The sequence below is a fragment of the Bacteroides sp. AM23-12 genome, assembly GCF_003434395.1.
GTDB lineage: Bacteria > Bacteroidota > Bacteroidia > Bacteroidales > Bacteroidaceae > Bacteroides > Bacteroides thetaiotaomicron.
On sequence record NZ_QTLF01000001.1, the window covers coordinates 141,578 to 159,577 of the forward strand.

9 protein-coding genes are annotated in these 18,000 nt (G+C 42.0%); 2 read left to right on the forward strand and 7 right to left on the reverse strand.

What is annotated here, in order from left to right:
- Positions 1 to 13: 13 nt before the first annotated feature.
- Positions 14 to 2,110 (forward strand): beta-galactosidase, encoded by a 2,097-nt coding sequence (locus DW640_RS00465; protein ID WP_117576843.1) that lies wholly within the window; start codon positions 14 to 16, stop codon positions 2,108 to 2,110.
- A 138-nt stretch (positions 2,111 to 2,248) separates the two neighbouring features.
- Here the strand turns inward: DW640_RS00465 and DW640_RS00470 are convergent, their stop codons facing one another.
- Positions 2,249 to 2,851 carry an HU family DNA-binding protein gene (locus DW640_RS00470; RefSeq protein ID WP_011109146.1) on the reverse strand — a complete coding sequence of 201 codons (603 nt, stop codon included), beginning with the start codon at positions 2,849 to 2,851 and terminating at the stop codon, positions 2,249 to 2,251.
- 412 nt (positions 2,852 to 3,263) lie between these two features.
- On the opposite strand from DW640_RS00470, the gene DW640_RS00475 reads away from it, so the two are divergent.
- On the forward strand, positions 3,264 to 5,342 hold the full coding sequence (locus tag DW640_RS00475) for a BT4734/BF3469 family protein (protein WP_117576845.1): 2,079 nt from the start codon (positions 3,264 to 3,266) through the stop codon (positions 5,340 to 5,342).
- A 198-nt stretch (positions 5,343 to 5,540) separates the two neighbouring features.
- Here DW640_RS00475 and DW640_RS00480 read toward each other — a convergent pair whose 3' ends face one another.
- From DW640_RS00480 to DW640_RS00505, 6 genes are all read right to left on the reverse strand, one after another.
- Entirely contained in the window at positions 5,541 to 8,048 is a 2,508-nt protein-coding gene (locus tag DW640_RS00480; RefSeq protein WP_117576847.1) for a hypothetical protein, read from the reverse strand.
- Positions 8,049 to 8,165: 117 nt separating this feature from the next.
- Positions 8,166 to 9,809, reverse strand: coding sequence for a hypothetical protein (locus DW640_RS00485; RefSeq protein WP_233525414.1), 1,644 nt, complete (start codon positions 9,807 to 9,809; stop codon positions 8,166 to 8,168).
- Positions 9,810 to 9,814: 5 nt separating this feature from the next.
- Positions 9,815 to 12,943, reverse strand: coding sequence for a SusC/RagA family TonB-linked outer membrane protein (locus DW640_RS00490; RefSeq protein WP_117576851.1), 3,129 nt, complete (start codon positions 12,941 to 12,943; stop codon positions 9,815 to 9,817).
- Between the two features lie 17 nt (positions 12,944 to 12,960).
- Positions 12,961 to 14,637, reverse strand: a complete 1,677-nt coding sequence (locus DW640_RS00495) for a fasciclin domain-containing protein (protein WP_117576996.1) — start codon at positions 14,635 to 14,637, stop codon at positions 12,961 to 12,963.
- An 8-nt stretch (positions 14,638 to 14,645) separates the two neighbouring features.
- Complete coding sequence (locus tag DW640_RS00500) at positions 14,646 to 16,415, reverse strand: DUF5108 domain-containing protein (RefSeq protein ID WP_225665144.1); 1,770 nt, start codon at positions 16,413 to 16,415, stop codon at positions 14,646 to 14,648.
- A 10-nt stretch (positions 16,416 to 16,425) separates the two neighbouring features.
- Positions 16,426 to 17,988, reverse strand: coding sequence for a RagB/SusD family nutrient uptake outer membrane protein (locus DW640_RS00505; RefSeq protein WP_117576855.1), 1,563 nt, complete (start codon positions 17,986 to 17,988; stop codon positions 16,426 to 16,428).
- Positions 17,989 to 18,000: the final 12 nt, after the last annotated feature.

Here is an 18,000-nt window from a genome sequence, read left to right on the forward strand (position 1 = left end):
TTGAAAGATTACCATGAAAAAGAAGATCACATTTTTATTGATGTTTGTACTGTCGTTGTCAATGGTTTCAGCACAAGGTACTTTCCGGTTTGGGACATCTGCAACACCCGAAGGCAAAACTCTTCTGGTGGATAGCAAGGGGCTTATCCTTGACGGCAAGCATATCATTCCCGTCATGGGAGAGATTCATTATTCCCGCGTGCCGGAGTCGGAATGGCGCCGTGAAATCCGTAAAATGAAGGCCGGTGGTATCAATATCATTTCTACATATATCTTCTGGATTCACCATGAACCGGAAGAGGGAAAATGGAACTGGAGCGGCAATCATAATCTGCGCCGCTTCGTCCGGATCTGTGCAGAAGAAAATGTGATGCTGGTGTTGCGTCTTGGTCCTTTCTGTCATGGGGAAGTGTATCAAGGCGGAATTCCTTCATGGGTACATGAGAAAGCCGGGCAGAATCCTAAGTATAAGATACGTGCCCGTACTTCTGGATTCCTTGAAGATTGTACGGAGCTTTATAATACTATATTTGCTCAGGTTAACGGACTTTTGTGGAAAGATGGCGGTCCTGTGGTCGGCGTGCAGATCGAGAACGAAAGTCGCGGTCCTTGGGATTATCTGGAGGCATTGAAAAATATTGCAGTGAAGGCGGGATTTGATGTCCCGTTCTATACACGTACCGGTTGGCCTGCACTTCGGGGAAAAGAGGTTTTCGGGCAACTGTTGCCGCTTTATGGTGACTATGCCGACGGATTCTGGGACCGGAAACTGGAGGATATGCCGGGCAGTTATGCCGATGCTTTCATTATGAGAGACAAACGTATGAGTAGTGCTATTGCCACAGAGACATTCTCTAAGGAGGAATTGTCGGAAGATTCCCCCTCTCTCAGTTCAAAATTGTCATATCCCTACTTTACTTGTGAGTTGGGCGGTGGTATGATGCCGGCGTATCATCGTCGGATAAATATCAATGGAAGGGAGCTTAAACCGCTGGTTATATGCAAGCTGGGTAGTGGCTCCAATCTTCCGGGATACTATATGTATCATGGTGGCACCAATCCATACAATCCTCTTCACACTATGGGAGAAACGCAAGCCTCTCCGGGTACTAATCATAATGACCTGCCTCATATGACCTATGATTTTCAGGCTCCTCTTGGCGAAGTGGGACAAGTATTCGAGACTCCCTTTCATGAAGGACGTTTTATCCATCAGATGTTGACAGACTGGGGCAGTGAACTCTTGCAGATGAATGTTGACTCATTAAGCAGGCATTATGCCCGCCGGGGTGCTTTCGAATTCTATAATGACTATGTGCGTATCAAGAATGAGAGCGGGACGTCCCATGTCACTTTTAAAGACTATCGGACTGAGGGTGCAACCATTGACTGGACTACTGTAGAACCGTTCTGCAAAGTGGATGGCCTTATCTATTTCATCGAAATCAGGGGTAAAAAGCCTCAAATCTCCGTTGACGGCAAGGTCTATACTTGTAAACTTAACAAGCAGCAGAAGGCGGGCAAGCTCAATGTCTGTGTGCTCTCATACGAAAAGGCAAAGACTGCCTATAAAATTGACGGTAAACTGCTTTATGCCAAGAATGGCGGTATTCTGTATAAGAGTGATTCATGCATCGTGGAGGAGGTATGGACAAAGTCTCCTGTCATTGCCGCCACAGTCACGGAAGTGAAAAAAGCGGATGCTCCCCGTGTTGTCCCCATGGGGCGTCAGGCAGTGGCTGCGCAACCTGTAGAAGAGGACTTTGCAAAAGCTGCGGTATACACTATTAACTATGATACATCTGGAATAAATAATTATGATAATCTTTTTCTCCGTATAAATTATCGGGGTGATGTGGCCCGTGTGTATGCTGACGGCAGGCTTGTAGCAGATAACTTCTGGAATGGAAAGGAGATGTGGGTCCGTATGGCAGATCTCGTCGGCAAAAAGGTGGAACTAAAGATTTTACCTTTACGTAAAGATGCCCCTGTCTACTTTCAGAAAGAACAAAAAGCTATGATTGAGGCGACCAAAGGTGACTATATGCTTGGGCTCGATTCGGTAGAAGTTATTGAGCGTCACACACTGGAGTTTAATGATACTTTTTAATGTCACTTGTCACTTTGTAGAACTAACCGGTTCATTATCAATGAAAAACGGGTGACAATAGATGGTGATAATAGGGTGATAATAGAATAGTAACCTCTTTTCTATTATCACCCTTATTGTATCTTTTGCTGATTTAATCTACTGATTATTAGGCTTTAAATACACCACCCGGTTCCCATATCCGCGAGTGTTAAGAACTCCGTTTTCTACCAGAAGATTCAATTCCCGTAGTGCTTTTCCCTTCAATAAACCCGTAATCTGAGAGTATTCTCTTCGAGTGATGAAGTGATTCTTTGCTAAAAAGGCTTCCAGTCGGGAACGGCGTGTCTCTTCCGGCAAGTTCGATGATTCTTGAAATCCGAATTTGGCACGGGTGACCGTCCCCGAACTGCGTCGGCGAAACCAGGGAGTAGCTCTGAAATTTACGTTGTCGAAAGAGATGGAGACCGAACGGATCTCTTTCTTGTCCATCACCGGACGTGCTTTCAAACTAGAGGAGAAATATCCGATTTCTCCCAGTTTCACATGATACCCCTCACTTAAATAATAGGATACCTTCTCTTGAAAAGCTACCATGATACCTGCCAAATCTCCCTCGGTGAAAGAAGAGGCTTCGGCTATTTCACGAAATAACCGTTTGCTGTCAATGGTTCCTTTGGATACAATTCGGGGATACAGAGGCTGTACTTCTCCGTCTCCCTTTTCATTCGGTTTTCGCCGAAAGTCATAATCTGCTGCCATAGCGTCACTTGTTTTTTGTTGGTTAATAGGATTGTTACTCAATTGATACCGCGTGTGTTAGTACAAACACTAGTAACCTTAACATGTAGACAAGGCTCGACTAATATATTTTGTCTGTTTCACGTTTTCGTTCCACGTACGTGAACCGTTCGGACTATGTACGTGAACCCAATAGTTCACATACGTGGACCGATGGGACCATGTACGTAAAACGATTTCTTATCACTACAAAGATACATTAATCTAAGCTTCTAAACAACTTAATGAACGTTTTATTTACTATTAATTCAAGGAGCTTCCGAAAGAATGGAAAGGCGGATAAATAATCTGTAATAATAATGAATAGAAAGGTTGTTTACTGTCTGTTTTATGCCTACCTTTGAGGGATATACATAAATATTTAAGAAAAGTAATGAAGATAACACAAATCAGGGAGAAAGATGGAGTCGAAGTATTAAGTGTATTAGATTTTAACTTGTTGATAGAGAAGATAAAAACAGAGATTAAGACCCGTCCGGTGACCGGATTGCGCCAAGCCCTGCATTTTGTTTTACCCGGAGAATCTTGCAGTTTTGCCGGGAAACTTCCCAAAGTAATACCCGCTGCTGTTTTCGGACGTGTGAATGGCGTGAAGCGGATGAAAGTATATAATGGCATCGTGGAACTGACCGTAGGTCCGTTGGCGGGAAAAGTAGAAGTGGAGATGGTCAAGAAGAAAGCGGCTGAATTGCCGCAGACTATGTTTGCATATATGGGATCAAGTGGAAATTCCGTGAAGATATGGACTCTTTTTACCCGTCCGGATGGTACGTTGCCGCAGACGCAGGAAGAAGCTGAAATTTTTCAGGCGCATGCGTATCGTTTGGCGGTGAAATGCTATCAGCCGCAAATCCCCTTTGATATTCAGTTGAAAGAGCCGGTTTTGGAGCAATATTCACGGCTGAGTCACGATCCTGAACCTTTCTATCGGGAAAATTCCGTGCCGTTTTATCTTTCTCAGCCCTTCGGGATGCCGAAAGAAATGAATTATCAGGAGAAGCTGCCCCCGGAAAAGTCTCCGTTGAATCGTGCTGTTCCGGGATATGATACGGAAGATGCGTTGGCATTGATGTATGAGGCTGCCTTGCGAAAGACTTTTCAGTCGATGGAAGAGGGGTGGAGGCGGAATGATGATTTGCAGCCCCTGGTAGTCCGGTTGGCGGAAAATTGTTTCCTTTCCGGTATTCCGGAAGAGGAAGTGGTGAGGAGGACTATTCACCGATATTATCATTCGAAGCAGTCTGTGCTGGTTCGCGAGATGATAGGCAATGTGTATCAGGAATGCAAAGGCTTCGGCAAGAAAAACGGGCTGACAAAAGAGCAATATCTCAATATGCAGACAGAGGAGTTCATGAACCGGCGTTATGAATTCCGCTATAATACACAGATAGGTGAAGTGGAATACCGGGAACGATGCTCATTCTATTTTCGTTTCCGTCCGTTGGATAAACGGGCGCAGAATAGTATTCTGCTGGATGCGCAAAGTGAGGGTATTGCGGTGTGGGACCGGGATGTGGACCGTTATCTGCATTCAAACCGTGTATCTGTTTATAATCCATTGGAAGAATTTATTTTTCATCTTCCTAATTGGGACAAAAAAGACCGCATTACGGAACTGGCAGACCGTGTGCCATGTGCTAATCCGCATTGGACGATGCTTTTCCATCGCTGGTTCCTCAACATGGTAGCTCATTGGCGTGGGTATGATCGGCAGCATGCGAACAGTACTTCCCCTTTGCTGGTAGGTGCGCAGGGGACACGCAAGTCTACCTTTTGCCGGGATCTGATACCGCCGGGGCTTCGCGGATATTATACCGACAGTATTGACTTCGGCCGGAAGCGGGATGCGGAAATGTATCTGAATCGTTTTGCGCTGATCAATATTGATGAATTTGATCAGATTACTTTGACGCAGCAGGGTTTCTTGAAGCATATTCTGCAAAAGCCGGTCGTCAATCTTCGCAAACCGTATGGCAATTCGATACAGGAGTTGCAGCGTTATGCTTCGTTCATAGCGACCAGCAATCAGAAGGATCTGTTGACTGATCCCTCCGGCAGCCGTCGTTTTATGTGTGTTGAGGTGACGGGTACGATTGATACGGCTCGCCCGATAGATTATGAGCAGTTGTATGCACAGGCTATGTACGAGATTTATCATGGAGAGCGATATTGGTTTGACGATAAGGATGAGGCTATCCTGACACAAGGGAACCGGGAGTTTGAACAGACTCCGCCGGCTATCCAGTTGTTTTATCGCTACTTCAAAGTTGCCGGGGATGATAAGGAAGGGGAATTCCTGTCTCCGGTAGAAATATTGGATTATCTGCAAAAAAGAACGACTATCGCTTTATCTTCCGGCAAGGCATACCATTTCGGAAGGCTGCTTCAGAAAGAAGGGATACCTTGCAAACATACGAAGAAAGGGACGGTGTATCGGGTGGTTAAGCTGTAAAGAGGGTGTGGTGAAGGTGACAATAGAAAGTTGAAACTTTTTATTGTCACCTTTATTATCACCGGTTATTGTCACCCTCTTTGTGTTGATAATGAGTTGGTTATCCTGAAAAGGTGACAAGTGACAATAAGAATGGAATAATATAAAGTATGGTTCTATAAAAGTATAATAACTGAATGTTGGTTTAGCATCTATTATCTACTCTTGTGTTATAACAGGTATTCCTTTGTCACTCAGGCCCTCCGCACTAACCTTCATCCGTCGGCATGTGGTATTGTTATAGAAACTAATTTGTGCTTTGCCTTGGCTGTTGGTTTTTACATTCGGATTCCAATACAAGGTACGGCGAAAATCAATATCGCCGGGTACACTGTTGCTGTGGTTAATATGATAGAACTTTTTCACTTGTGAATAACCGTAATAGAAAGTATGACGGATTCCTTTCTGATAGCCGTCATGTAAACCATCATTGTATGGATGAACCATAATGATGACAGGAGTGTTGGACAAAGAAGCTACTGTTGCCAGATCTATATCTGACGGAGAGGCGGCTTCAATTCCCTCTTCTTTGATTTTCTTGACGGCCCAAAGTTGTGCGTAACGATCATAAAGGGTTATCTGCCGGATATTCTCAATAGGCATTTGTTCCGGAGATAACCCTCTTGCCGGGTAGCGAGTCGCTCCTTTCTCTATTTCGAAAAAGTAAACGATGTTTTTACCGGCATATTGAAAGGGACCATCTGCGCTGTCTCTTCGCAAATGTGGAATGTAATTTTCCATATATTCTCCCAGGGTTCCGGGATAGTTCTTACCTAAATCAATCAGTTCGTTGACATCTTTTTCCACATCATAAACGAACTCCGGAGATAATTCTTTTTTGATTCTCTGTTTTTTAATGGTGACTTGCGGCAGATATTGCATTTCATCAACAAAATGTTGTTTTAAGCTGTCCTCATACTCGTCCGAGAGAACTGTAACCGTATCTTTTACCAATAAATCAGAGTAGGAGTAACTACGTGGAACAGGACTGAAATGACGGTCCAGCATAATCCGGCAGTGTTTCAGCTTTTTCTTTTCTGTAACAGACAGGCTGAGTTGCCATTTACCTTCAAGTTTGGCACTGTCCGGTAGCATGAAATAGAAGAGACCATTAGCATCTGTTTTGCAATGGCTGTGAAAGCTGGACTTGTCTTGGTTCATCCAGAAGATGACATCCGCATATGCTTTTGTCTTGTTTCTGAGCATCTCCATTATTTTACCGTTTATCGGAAGGGCTTGTTCGATATAATGTTTTACTCTGAAAGGTGATATATCTGCCATCGTCTGCCAGTCATAGCGACACCAACCTTGAACCATCATCAATAAATCTAACTTCATTCGGGTGGCGCGATCGTCTTTCTCAAAATATTGCATAGGATTGGCTACATATCCTTTTATATCAGAAGAAAGTAGCAAGTCGGTCAATATATTGTCTTGATACGAAGTGTAAATCTCCGTACCGGCATCACGCACAGAGATGGAAAAAGTACTTTCAACCGGATTCCCGTCGGAATCGTTGAGTGAAAGGCCCATATTTACTTTTTCGAGAGGTGCATAAGTCGGTTTCTCTGTCTGGGCGGACAGCTGATGGTATTTTAAAGGATGTGTATTGAATGAGAGGCGCTCGGCAAGGATATTCCCTTTTTTGTCGTATAAGGTGAATTGTATACAACCGGCCGGAAGACGGGATTTGGGCAGTTGGAAAACGTAAGGAGCATCTGCCAGCCTCATAGCCTCTACTGCATAGACTGTTCCACGACAAGATACGGATACTGCGATGGTGTCACGGGGGAGGACAGGGGATTTGGAGATTTCTATCTGGTATGCTTCTTCATTGCTATCATTTATGCGCATTACATAGCCAACTGGAAGTATGTCCGAGAAATTAAAGTCATACTTTTTACCTTCATGTTCGACAATTACTTTGTAGGAGGTCGTTTCCGGTAATAGCTCAAAGAAGCCCATGCCTTGATTATAGGTTGACAGGAAGGAAACTGAGTTGCCAGATGAATTATAGACAGCGCCTGTTATATGAAGATCTTCCCCTTTTTCTCCCCATGCTTTAAAGCCGATGCGTGAAGCTAATCCGACGACTGCATTACCGCCTTCGGGAAAAAAAGCGATATTAACTTTATCTCCTTTCTTTTCTATTTTACGCTTATTCTTTACTCCAAAGCCACTGTCCATTGCTTTTTCGGAGTAGTTACCGTCCTTTTCCGGTTCATCGTAAACTGGGAAGACGCGGGAGAAGACACAATCATCTCCAAAGTTCAGCATACCTCGTGTATAAGCACGAACTTCGTAGAAACCACTACGGTAAATCCTTTTTAATGGAAATTCGCCATGACATTGACCATTTTCTATCATTAGTTTCCGATTGGCTATCACTTCTCCCTGTGGGGTCAGAAGCTCGACATGCAGTACCTTACTTAACGGACTGAAACGGTGGTGTTCTGCTAAAACATTGTATGCTTTAAACCAGATGGTATCGCCTAAGAAGTAGCCGGTATTATCGAAATGCAGATATACTTTTTCCTGAGGGTTGCGTTTGTTGAATTGATTGATCTCTTTGATATAGTCAGACAGGACCTTTGTCGATTGGGATTGGGCAACTAAAGGCAACACTAATATATGCGCCAGTAATAGTAAAGCAGATATTTTTCTCATATTCCAATAGTATTAGTGTTCGTTTTCTTGCTGATTGCTTTGTTTGTATCAGTTCTTATGCTTGCAGTATTTAATAGAGTGGGGCTGACTAAAAAGTCAACCCCAGCTATAATTAAATTAATGAGTAGAAGAGGTACTATCAATGTCCCAATGAACAAAATAGTCGCCACTTTCGATCTTAGCACGAACTTTGGCAGCTGTTGCTGCATTTTCTTCGCTATATTTGGAACAAACTAAATCAGAGATGATAGTAGGGTCATTATAGCGTTTTGCCATACGTATCATGACCGGAAGCGTTTTGCCTTCACATGGCATTTCCAGACAGATTTCTTTCAGGAGCTCGATATCATTATGACGTTCATTACCCGGTTCTTTTTTCATGTCACGGCATAATAGACCTTTACTTGTACTGGATGCTCCCCATGTTCCACGCATGCCGGTATCAGCATAAGCATGTGTGACGGCACCACCTACACGTGTCCAGTCATTGGTGAATCCCGGATAAGTAACTCCTCCGTCCGGATAATAGCTGCTCACTCCTTCGTTCATTAACACATATCTTTCTTCAGAACGTTCGGGAAGATGGTTGAATGCTTCGATCAGCATGAAGTAAAGTTCTACGTTACGATAAATATAAATAAAGTTATCGGCTGCGTAACTCCATTTCTGCATTCTCCAGTTGCCATATGAATCCTGACTGAAGTGAGTGTTGAATCGTCCGTCACGGGAATCTTCCGAAGTGAAAGCGTTCGGATTAAAATTCTTGTCAGAATAACGTGCTATGCCTAATTCTGATGGTCTCAGGATAGGAGCGGAATAAAGATTCTGCTTGGTTGCATTTGTCTGATTCTTTTTGTATTCATACGTGATTACTGAAACTGCCGCTTGTCCATTAGGATTATCTCCTCTGAACACTTTTGAATAAGCGTTGTGGTAGTTGGCCTGGCACATCCATTTGGTGTAACTAGAGGCAGAAGCAAATGCTTCATTCATTTTAGGCAGAATCAGATCAATGACATCTTGCCATCTTCCTTGCCATAAAGCGAGTTCTGCTGCCAATGCGAAATATTCCGGGGTCATAAGGTCCCAAAATGTATAGTCACCTGCTGAAAGTGAACTGTCTGAGGCGATCCATTCTGTCCATGGCATGGTATGATTTCCGTCAACTCCGTCGAAGCCTGTTTTCAGATATTCCACACATTTGGCTATTGTCTGGTCTAAGTTCAGTTTGGGATATTGGGAATAATCTTTCATTTCGTGCATCGGATCGTCAAACCAAACGACTTCGTTATAGATTTTCGCCATAGTAAGATATACCCATGCTTTTACTCTTACAGTGCTGGCAACTAATCCTTTGTAGTGCTCCATATCGATGCTGTAGAGATGTGCCTGTTTGAATTCATAGATTTTCTGAAGATAATCGTTGCATGAGATGATCAAATCATAATATTTGGCCGGATCGGCATATTTATTGCCTGTCAGGTCCGATTCATAATTGGATAACGCATACATGTCGACATCTCTGTCAGTAGGAATCATCATTTCAGCCCGGGAATCAGTCAGGTAAATGGCTTTGTCGCCAATAGCCTGCATTTTCGTTGCGACTCCCAGAAAGCCTGCATACATTTCACTGGCTTCCTTTATATAGTCATCTCCTTTCAGCATTGTGTTGTTGTCCGGTTCAAAGAAGTCGGAGCAGGCACTAAGCCCCATCATGGCTATACCACACAACATGCTTTTTAATAGTATATTCTTTTTCATTGTCGTTAGAATTTCAAATTAACACCAAATTTTACAGATTTCGGTTGCACCATCTTTGCATAATCCAGTCCTTGAGACGTTTCGCTGTAAGAGTAAGAGAATTCCGGGTCTAGTCCCAGGTATTTCGTTGCTGTCAAAAGGTTTTCGCCTGATACGTACAAGGTACCTGAACGGAAGAAATTAAGTACGGTTTTATCAAAACTGTAACTCAAAGTCACGCTTTTCATACGAAGATAAGAAGCATCTTCCAACCATCTTTCAGAGAATGAAGTACTGCGATAAGGGTCATTGTGCTGTACGCGTGGCATATCGGTTACTTGTCCGTCCAGTGACCAGCGATTCAGTACGGCGATACTTTGGTTGCCCAGGGTATTCATGCCTTCCAGCTGATTTCGTACGGCATTGTATGCCATATTGCCTTTAGAATAGCTAAACTCGGCACCAAGTGCAAATCCTTTGTATTTAAATTGAGTATAGAAACCTCCGAAGAAATCGGGAGCTGCACTTCCTAGAGCGACACGGTCTTTGCTGTCGATTCTATGATCTCCATTCTGATCTACATAATGCATATCTCCGCCCCGGAAATAGTTACCGTTATCTGCCATTAAATTAGCAGCTTCAGCTTCTGCCTGTGTGGAGAATACGCCTACTACCTGATATCCATAGAACTGATAGGGCGACTTTCCGACTTCTGTTATCCAGTTTCCGTTAATGATTCTTTCTTCACCGCCCAACGAAGTGATCTTGTCGTCGTAATGAGCGATATTACCTCCTACAATCCATTCGAAGTCGCGGGTGCGAACCAATGAGGCTTGCACGGAAAGTTCCACTCCTTTATTGTCCATTTTGCCGACATTAGCGTAGTAAGGTGCGGAACCGTATATGGACGATGTAGGCTGCATACAGATCATATCACTGATCTTATTGTTGAAATAATCAAAAGATACATTTAAGCGGTTACGGAACAATGACAGATCCAGTCCTAAATTAAGGGAAGCATTCTTTTCCGGCTTTAAATGTGTGTTCGGTACATTGACGCGTGCAATGGCGGAGATATCCTGGTAAGCGGCTGATGAGTAATAGAACGTACCCATGTTGCTTGCGAAGCGGGTATTACCGGTCAAACTATATTCAGCACGTACATTTAGCTTGTTGATCCATGCTGAATTTTGAAGAGGCTTCCAGCCTTTGCCCAACAAGGTTACTCCTGCAGACGGATACACATAGAAACGATTGGCACTTGTTCCTGTAGACGATGCTCCGTCTACTGATACATTGACAGATGCCTGTACCAGATTGTTGTAAGTATAGTCCGCATGTCCGTAATAGCTCATCCAGTTCCACTTATTCAAGTAACCATAAAAACGACGTCCGTCGGCTTGTGTATTGCCCAGTGTCTGATAAAAGTCATTATCCGTGTTACGTCCTTCACCCACATCAAACTCGTTTTTGGTGGTGAGGATCTGTGCACCGGCGATGGCATTCAGCTGGTGGATACGATTGAACATTTTAGAATAACGCGCATTCAGATTCAAATACATATTGCTGGTTTCACCCACACCGGAACGAACCATGTTGTTTGCTGTACCATAAGTGTCTGATATGGGAACGATTGTTTTGTCCGTCAATCCGGGGATAAACATAGACTCATTGTCATAGTTATAGTACATTCCTATCAATCCGGTGAATACCAATCCGGGCAGTGGGGTATAGTTTACACCTGCTCTCAGAGTTAAATCATATTGGCGGTTGTGCGCATCTAACGTATTGACGATGGCCAATGGGTTGCTTATTGCAAAATCCATGGTTGTACATTTACCGAAATAGTAAGGTGAATACGTACTTAATATATTTCCATCCTTATCCTTGTTGTACGGACTTAGTACCGGTGATTGTGCATAGGCGGCCAGGATAGGGTTGGTTTTGATGTTCATCCCTTGTTCCTGAAAATGTCCGTTTAAGTAAGCCAGTCCGATAGTGGCAAAGATATCCACTTTCTTGCTTACGAGGATATTACCGTTCAGTTGGGTATGGAAACGTTCTGTACTGGTGCTTTCATATAGACCGTTTTCTTTGGAATATCCTAACGAAAGGTCATATTTGGCAATTTCGTCACCACCTTCTACACGGAAAAGATGATCAGTCGCATACCCTGTGTTGTACATCAAATCCTGCCAGTCTGTTTGATTATTATAAGTGTTGAGATACAATGGGTTATTAGGATCTTTCAAGAAAGGAAAGTTGCTATAGAATTTATCCATATCACTATAATATGTCATACCCGCGTCTGTCAGGTAGTTCAAATAATCTTTTCCACCCAGCAGAGGAATGCGTTTGTCACTCCAGGTTACACCGTATTGTCCGTAATAACTAACTTTGGTTTCCATGTCGTTGGAGCTGGCACCATCTGTCTGGATTAAAATAACTCCGTTCGATCCCATTGAACCATACATGGCGGCTTCTGCTCCCTTCAGTACTGTGATATTCTGGATATCATTGATATTGTATGCCTGAAAGATATCACGTGTTAAGCCTCCGATGATCGGTGATTCATTTTTGTCCGGCAAGTAGGGTACACCATTGACTACGATCAATGGTGCGTTGTCACCTGTCAGTGAACGGATACCCCGGAGATTATAATAACTGCCTTCGCCCGGCATACCGCTACCGCGTTTCACTTGTAAACCCGCTACTTGTCCTGTCAAAGCCCGGTCAATCTTAGCACTTCCTAACAGGAAATCCTTCTTTGCAATATTCGTTGCAGCAGTATAATCGGAAATCTCTGTATTATCTCCCCGGAAGGGTAGCACAACTTGTTCGTTGTGTTTGTACTGATTGTCTGAAATCATCATGATCACCACTTCCGTTCTTCCGTTCAGCAATTGCCGAACGGGAAGGTAACCGGGTGCCCAAACTGATATCACTCCGGATTTGTCTCTTAATTTAAAAGTGAACTCTCCATCGGCTTTAGTAGTCGCATTCAAGGTATCTTGTACAGACACTACAGCATCTGCTATAGGTTTATTAGTGGCAGAGATAATCTTACCTGTCAGTTTGTAGTTTTTCTGTCCGTACATGCAAGTTGCAAACAACAATGGTAATGCAACTGCAAGTATTCTTTTTATATTTTTCATATCATTCCTTATCTAGATTAATAACAATTTGCAGTCGGGCGGATGCACCAATGTTCGGGATTAAATGATGTTCCTCCATTGTGTGTAGCCACAAATTTTACATGAAGTTCAACAGGTTCGTCTCCTTCAATTGTAAATGTTCCGACTTCTCCACCATCTCTGTCATACTTATTATTTAAGCTTGATGGGTAGAATTCCGGAGCTCCACCGCCGCCACGATCGTGAGAATAACTACTCCACTTGGATCTTACTATCGTTCCTAAAAGTTTCCCATTGATATAAATGTCGCAGTCATTTTTCATGTTTGTATTCTTACCTACACCAAAATGAAATGTGTATTCACCAGGAGGTATTATGTATGGTTCAACGTCATAAGAGTTATCATTATGCAAATCAAATTTAAATGCAGTGAAATCTAATATAGTAACTTTATTATTGGGGTCTTCAGCTGTAAGCCATAAATATTCGTTACTAATTTCAGGCCATCCATATCCTGGAGTCCATGGTTTAACTTCTACGCGCGTTGTTCCTGTATATGGGACTAAGTTAGTACATGCGAAATATCTGTTTTTATCTTCTTCACTCATATATTTATACCATTTGAAGAGATCTTTGAAACGCCATATTAATACATCTTTTTGTGGCAATTTTAAAGAAGTGATGTAATAAGCAATCCCATTACTCATTCTTATTGGATTGTTAAGATCTACTTTATTAACAGTAGTTCTCCATTGCTTGCCAAAAGCGGAGGTAAGATCAGGTTTTAGGGGATTTTCGAACACCTCTTTATCGTATTCTACATCTTTGAAAAACATTGCTTGAAAGCACCAGTTTTCCAAAATAGAATCCGGACGCTCGATTTTCCACTTTTTAAGTTTTGCTTTACCTTCATCTAAAGCTTTTTTTATTAACTCATCAGATGGAATAAGAACAGTTATTTTTTTGCTTTCAGATGCTAAATCCAACCCCTTATCTAAAAAATAAGGGTTTTTTATAGTGAACACAGAGTCATAAACTGTATTTCCTGATTCATCTACTCCAATACTAAGACTGTTGTTCCTGTCGAAAATCTTTATGTTTCTTGAGAGGATTGCATTTTTGAATATGGAATACTCGTCTGATAAACCTTCTATGGTTTCCAACAATGATTTAGGAGTAACAATAATGTTATCTAATTCATAAACATAGCCATTGTTCACCTTTACCACTTTCTTTACTTTACAGTTGCTGTTGAAAATAATTTCCTGTGATCCGTTTTCTTCTGATGTTGTTTTGTTAATCATCACATATTTTCCGTTCCACATCATCAGGCGTTGACCGTCTTCGATGGTATTTGGAGAAAGGGAGGCAGTCGTTATATGACTTTTTGCCATGTAGGCTTTCTCTTCGTCGATGCCGTCGTCCGAGCTTCTCATAGTAGTCATTAGCGCATTGTCAACGACAAAAAGTGTGTAAGATACTCCGGCAGCTTCCATTTCTTTAAAGATACCTGTCTCTTTGAACAGATTGCATATAGAACTGTATGATTGTTGTGATTCTAAATATTCAATAGCTGGTGCGTCCACAATAGTCATTTCCTCATTATTGATGACAGTTGCCTGCTTATTGTAATGGTTATCCCATTCGTCCGTACAAGAAACCATCAATCCTCCCCATATGATTGCAGCGGATAAGATATATTTATATACTTTCATAATCTGATTCAATTTATTGGTTCAAACAAAATATAATCGACCTGGATGCGGAAGTCTTTTGAAATACTGGCCGCCGGATCATTTAAGGTGATTCTCATCGTATATTCCTTCATATCGGGAATTTCTATTACATCGTATAATACTGTATCAAATAACCCCATAGTTACCAGATAATTGCCATTAACGTCTGTGTCGCTCGGAAGGCTGGAGTACAGAGGGTAAGATACGGAACTTACATTCTCCATTTCGGGAAATTCCACATCTATTTGTCCTCCATTACTTCCACTACCGTAGGAACGGAAATTCTTCATACTGTTAGCATAAAAATAACGTAAGGTCACTTTATATTTTCCGGGAATCATAACAGGAGATTTCATTTGTACCCATCCTTTATAACCCAGTGAAACTGTCAGTAAATCACCATGTAAGAATCTTCTAGTTTTATCTTGATTATCATAGTTTGCATTACTGCGCAGAGTTCTGTAGGCCAGATTACCAAAGTTACTAACCGGCATTCCTTGAGAACCTACTTTATATTCATAACATGCCAGTTTGGCATCTTTCAGTTCTGTTGACGGTTCTGTTTTTGCATCTATTTCTTGTTGGAAGATCTGTCCATCTACTCCGTTAGAACCAATATAGTTGGCTACTTCCGGATAGTCGGCTAAGTCCCAGTAAATGATAAATGGCTTAAGATCCTTGCAAATAGGAAGCAGGCCTTCCAGCTGTTGTATATAACCGTTCTTTGTCTGATAGTCGCAGTCGCTTTCACGGAAAACGGTTCTCATTTCACTGCCGCCATCATAATTTAAGTAATAATTGTCATCTGCTTCCTGAGATATTTTAATAGCTGCATTTTCGCAAGCGGTTCCCCATATCTTACAAGTTGCTACTGTATCTACATCAAACTTTTTGAGATTATCGACCTTGTAACGTCCGTTCAGAATGTGATAAGCTGCATAACGATTCAGTGTATTGTTCTTATTCTCATAGTCTTCGCCGGCTCCCAACTTCTTTACCAAGTCGTCACATGAAGAAATCCCTTTACTTTGGAAAACGTCATCGGGCACTCCCAATATAGTATAGTTCCGTCGTACTTCCTGTTTGGTCCCGTCGGGCATCGTGATGGTGTCAGCAATGATATTCAAAGTGTCATGCCATCCGGTTCGTTTCAACGCTTCTGCAAGAATGTTATTCTTATTGTTCTCGAATAATTTCTGATAAACACTTTCAACCATCGGACGCATTACATCATCCAATACATAAACAAAGCCGTTGGAAGTATGTATCGCCAGTTCTTTTACGTGCGCTTCTCCATTCATATACATAGCGTTAAATCCTCCTTCAGACGCATCGTCTGCATTAAAGGTTACTTCCAGTATATCATTGGACAGAGTCTTGTCTTCCAACTCTCCACCTTTGGAAAATTCTTCCAATGTGATCGTATCATTCACCAAATGGTATTGTACCAGCTGTCTTACATAGACTTTTCCTAATTCTTCTACCGAAGAAACTTTCTTTTCCTGATAGAAAGCTTCCATAGCCTGATTGGTAGGAGCGAATAGGGTTAATTTGGCAGTTGCTTGATTCACTGCATTATACATATCTGCATATTTCATAACCTTGATCCATTCTGAAAAATCATCAGGGCGGGTGCTCAGGTAAGATGAAATAGGTTGCATGTCATATACTGCAAAAGTTTCATCCTTATAAGGATCGTCGCAGGAATAAACAGCAGCGACAATGATCAATATACAAATTCTAATCAAATTTTTCATAGCAATATAATTAATCGGTTACACCCGCATAATACGGATTTTGAACTAACAATAAATTGGCATCAATTTCACTTTGACTGATCGGCAGATACCAAGCATATTCATTACTCAATACAGAACGCAGCCAAGATACGTTGGCCGTTGAATTGTAGGTTACAATCATTTCAATAAATGAATCTTTATACCTGTAATTTTTCATTTTACCGAAGCGAACCAGGTCATACCATCTTTTTCCTTCTGCGGCAAATTCTATATTACGTTCATGCAGTACGGCTTGCAGCATTTCTTCTTCTGTTGCAGATTCAGCAGTTAAGTCCAGGTCTTTTAACCGGGCACGGTTGCGTACTTTATTAATGATTTCCAATGCCTCTTCATAACCGGCAGCGTCTTTCCAGATGAGTGCTTCTGCTTTCATTAATAAGATTTCGGCCATACGGTAAATGATGTAGTTGGCATCGTCATTCGGACGTACCTGGCTTAAATCCTGATATTCCGATCCTTTGTATTTCCAGACGCAATACTGTTTTTTATCTGCTGTTCCTGTTGCATCCAAGTCTGCATATGCTCCCCATTTAGCACGTACGGAAGCGGTAATATCACCAGCGCCATTCTCGATACTTTCATTATATAAATCTTCGCACATGGCTTCTGTATATAGATATGGTGCGGTAGCGCTGAGTGTAAAGTAGTAAGAAGGTGAGGTCCCTTTGTTTTCTTCCTGTTGGGCAAAATTCTTTTCGTCCCAATTGATCTCAAAGATGGATTCATTACTGTTTCCTTGAGTAAAGATAGTGATCCACTGTTCAGGAACTGCCATGAATACGGGGCGGCGTGTAGCTGTCGCATTAATCAGCTGATTGGCATATTCTATACAGCCGTCGTAATCTTCGCTCCACAAGCAAACATCTGCCATCAAAGCGTACAACGCCCATTTAGTAGCACGCCCTTTACTGGCACCTTCCCATTGGTCATCTTCAAAAAACTCTTTAGCAGCTCCGCTATCCAGTGCGGTTTGAATGTCCGACTTAATCTGAGCGATCATATCTTCTTCTGAAGATTTTGCGATATCGTAAGGAGCAGAATCATCTACATAAGGTTCTGTTACAATCGGAGCTTCTTTAAAGTTGCGAACCAAGTAGAAATGGCACAATCCGCGTAAGAAATAAGCTTCGGCTAAATGTGAATTCATGGTGACTTCCAGATAGGTTTTATCTTTAGCTTGTACTTCCGGTGCATATTTAATCACAGAATTGGCCATATTCAGTATTTTGTATATGGATGCCCAACTGCATAAAGCGTCAGAAGCCGTAATCTGGAAATTCTGCAATTTCTGTTTTTTAGTATCACTGTAGGCGTAGATAGAAGCACCTCGTAGCTCTCCCCAATCAACCAGTGTCCGGGTACAGGCACGCAAAGATGAATATCCTGAAGCTAATACCGCTTCTACATCTTCTTTAGCTTTCCAATAATTAGCTGTTATCTGCTCATTTTTAGGATAAACTTCAAGCCAGTCACTACAACTGCCACAAAGTAAACTCCCGAAAGCGAATAAACATATTAATATCTTTTTCATATCTGAATAGTA

What these genes read in the sequence shown, in the direction of transcription:
- DW640_RS00480 (WP_117576847.1), bottom strand. Translation starts at nt 8,048, where the DNA reads ATGAGAAAAATATCTGCTTTACTATTACTGGCGCATATATTAGTGTTG.
- DW640_RS00465 (WP_117576843.1), top strand. Translation starts at nt 14, where the DNA reads ATGAAAAAGAAGATCACATTTTTATTGATGTTTGTACTGTCGTTGTCA.
- DW640_RS00475 (WP_117576845.1), top strand. Translation starts at nt 3,264, where the DNA reads ATGAAGATAACACAAATCAGGGAGAAAGATGGAGTCGAAGTATTAAGT.
- DW640_RS00495 (WP_117576996.1), bottom strand. Translation starts at nt 14,637, where the DNA reads ATGAAAGTATATAAATATATCTTATCCGCTGCAATCATATGGGGAGGA.
- DW640_RS00500 (WP_225665144.1), bottom strand. Translation starts at nt 16,415, where the DNA reads ATGAAAAATTTGATTAGAATTTGTATATTGATCATTGTCGCTGCTGTT.
- DW640_RS00485 (WP_233525414.1), bottom strand. Translation starts at nt 9,809, where the DNA reads ATGAAAAAGAATATACTATTAAAAAGCATGTTGTGTGGTATAGCCATG.
- DW640_RS00505 (WP_117576855.1), bottom strand. Translation starts at nt 17,988, where the DNA reads ATGAAAAAGATATTAATATGTTTATTCGCTTTCGGGAGTTTACTTTGT.
- DW640_RS00470 (WP_011109146.1), bottom strand. Translation starts at nt 2,851, where the DNA reads ATGGCAGCAGATTATGACTTTCGGCGAAAACCGAATGAAAAGGGAGAC.
- DW640_RS00490 (WP_117576851.1), bottom strand. Translation starts at nt 12,943, where the DNA reads ATGAAAAATATAAAAAGAATACTTGCAGTTGCATTACCATTGTTGTTT.